The organism is Novosphingobium sp., from assembly GCF_049240505.1.
Lineage (GTDB): Bacteria > Pseudomonadota > Alphaproteobacteria > Sphingomonadales > Sphingomonadaceae > Novosphingobium.
Genome location: NZ_JBMLSM010000007.1, coordinates 1 through 2,543, shown reverse-complemented (window position 1 = coordinate 2,543; position 2,543 = coordinate 1). Strand labels below are relative to the sequence as shown.

Annotated in this window: 4 protein-coding genes; all 4 read right to left on the bottom strand. The window is 61.8% G+C overall.

The genetic code is table 11. From position 1 onward, the window contains the following. On the bottom strand, positions 1–331 hold a 331-nt coding region (locus ACOVQ0_RS01005; RefSeq protein ID WP_421878948.1), incomplete at its 3' end, for an enoyl-CoA hydratase/isomerase family protein. Beyond that, positions 328–1,470 carry an acyl-CoA dehydrogenase family protein gene (locus tag ACOVQ0_RS01000; protein WP_421878945.1) on the bottom strand — a complete coding sequence of 381 codons (1,143 nt, stop codon included), beginning with the start codon at positions 1,468–1,470 and terminating at the stop codon, positions 328–330. The genes ACOVQ0_RS01005 and ACOVQ0_RS01000, both read right to left, overlap by 4 nt. An 83-nt stretch (positions 1,471–1,553) precedes the next feature. Next, the gene (locus ACOVQ0_RS00995) at positions 1,554–1,853 is read right to left on the bottom strand and encodes an I78 family peptidase inhibitor (RefSeq protein ID WP_421878951.1); all 300 of its coding nucleotides are present in this window, start codon (positions 1,851–1,853) and stop codon (positions 1,554–1,556) included. A gap of 14 nt (positions 1,854–1,867) precedes the next feature. Then, entirely contained in the window at positions 1,868–2,362 is a 495-nt protein-coding gene (locus tag ACOVQ0_RS00990; protein WP_421878942.1) for a hypothetical protein, read from the bottom strand. Positions 2,363–2,543: the final 181 nt, after the last annotated feature.

The following is a 2,543-nucleotide window of genomic DNA, read 5'->3' as shown; positions in this document are numbered from 1 at the left end:
ACGCCACCACCGGCTTGCCATAGGTCATCAGCAGATGGTTGAGCTGGTATTCGTCGTGAAAGAACTTGCGCCCCGAAACGCCGCCATCGTTCAGCGCGGAGTTGCGCAGGAAAGCGATGTCACCGCCTGCGCAGAAGCCCCTCCCCTCCGAATGGTCGATCAGCACCACGCTTACCGCCGGATCATCGCGCCATTCCACCAACGCGGCGGTCATGGCGTGAACCATGTCGAGCGTCAGGGCATGTAAAGCCTTGGGTCGGTTCAAGGAAATGACGCCTGCGTGTTCCTTGGTGCACTTCAGGACGTTCTCTGTGCTGTTCAGAACGGTCACTTCAACAGGTCCCTTCCCACGATCATGCGCATCACTTCGTTGGTGCCTTCAAGGATGCGGTGGACCCGCAGATCGCGCCAGAAACGCTCGATCGGATAGTCGCGCAGATAGCCGTAACCGCCAAACATCTGCAGCGCGGAATCGACGATGGACGAACCGTTGTCGGTCGCCAGCTTCTTGGCCATCGCGGAAAAGCGCGTCTTGTCGGGCGCACCGGACGTTACCTTTGCGGCGGCAAGATAGAGCAGCGCGCGCGCCGCTTCCAGATCGGTTGCCATATCGGCAAGCTGGAACTGGGTGTTCTGGAATTCCGCGATGGATTTTCCGAACTGCTTGCGATCCTTGACGTATTGCACCGCCTCATCAAGGCAGCGCTGCGCCCCGCCAAGCGAGCAGGCACCGATGTTCAGACGGCCGCCATCAAGCCCCGCCATCGCGAACTTGAAGCCATCGCCTTCGGCCCCAACCCGATTGGCAACCGGCACGCGCACGTTGTCAAAAATGACCTGCGCGGTAGGCGAAGCGTTCCAGCCCAGCTTCTTTTCCGGCGCACCGAACGAAACGCCCGCCATGTCCTTGTCGATCACCAGGCACGAAATGCCGCGCGCACTGTCATCGCCAGTGCGAACCATCGTGACGTAGATATCGTTGACGCCGCCGCCCGAAATGAACTGCTTCGTTCCGTTGACGACATAGGCATCGCCATCCAGCCGCGCCGTGGTTTTCAGCGCGGCGGCGTCAGACCCCGAACCGGGTTCGGTCAGGCAATAGCTGGCCATCAGGTCCATCGTGACCAAGCTGGGCAGATAGCGCCCCTTGATCTCGTCACCGCCGAACTTGTCGATCATCCACGATGCCATGTTGTGGATCGAGATGAAGGCGCTGGTCGCGGGGCAGCCATAAGCCATCGCTTCCATGATCAACGCCGCTTCCAGACGGCCAAGCCCGATACCGCCCGCTTCCTCGCTGACATAGATTGCCGCAAAGCCGAGTTCAGCGGCGGCCTTGATCGTATCGCGCGGGAACGTGTGCTTCTCGTCCCACTGCGCGGCGAATGGGGTAATGGCATCGGCGGTAAAGCGCCGGGCCATATCCTGAATGGCGATCTGGTCTTCGGTCAGCGCGAACTGGTCGGTCATCTCTCTCTTCCCGTCACACGGATTAACCGTGCCCTTAAATCAACTGGACGGCGGTTATGGCCCGCCGCCCGCGCTGTCGAGTCCTATCCGCAGGAAATGCGGACGATCGTGTAGTCGTCATCGTAGCTCACGGTCAGACGGTCGGCGCGATAATCCATCGTCACGGCAGAGCGCGGTGGCACCCAGCGCAGGGTGCGCGCGCCGGTCAACCGCAACAACACACCTCCACTTGTCGCGCTTGCCTTGTGGCCGAGGTGCGATTGCGCCGGATCGGCATTGCAGGTGCCTTCGGGCATGGCGGGCAGATCGGCTGGCGGCGCTTGGGTAGAACACCCCGCAAGACCGAGTGAGGCAGCGGCGACTGAAAGCAGGATCGGCTTCATCACGTATGTCCCCTTCACTTGCACTGGGTGTAGCGACGCGGACCTTGTGGCGCATCGTCGCCATACTCGGTCAGGATCAGCGTCTTGCCGCCATCCACCAGTTCGTAGCGCGCGTCCCGCTTCCACTCCATGCCTTCGCCTTCGTAGTCGAACACGGCACGCAAAACGCTTTCACTGCGGTCCGCCACGACGCCGATTTCGCCCACGGATTCGTAGAACTTCACGCTTTTGGGTCCGACCGTCATCAAGCCCTTGTTATCTGCCCGTGCCGGATCGCAATCCGCCGCGTTCATGCCCCATCGCCCCCGCATGGCCATCGGGAAGGATGCTTCCTCAAGCGAAGCCGCCGAAGCACTGGCACCCGGTGCAACCGGCGGGGCAAGCGCTTCGGATTCGCTGACGACCGGTGCGAGGCTGGGCGTGGCCGAAGCATCCGGCTCCGGCGACGGGTCCGAACAGGCAGCCAGTGCCAGCGGCATGGCGAGAAGGGGCAGAACGAAACGCTTCATCGGGAAAACTCCGGTGCTGTTGCAGATGGCATAACCAACGCGCACCGGGGCATTCCTTTCCGCAAGCCTTTGCCTCAGCCCATCGTCGGAATGACGAAGGCATTCCCGCCATCGGGCGAACCGTCCGGCCAGCGCTGCGTGATCGTCTTGACCTTGGTCCAGAACTTCACGCCTTCCATGC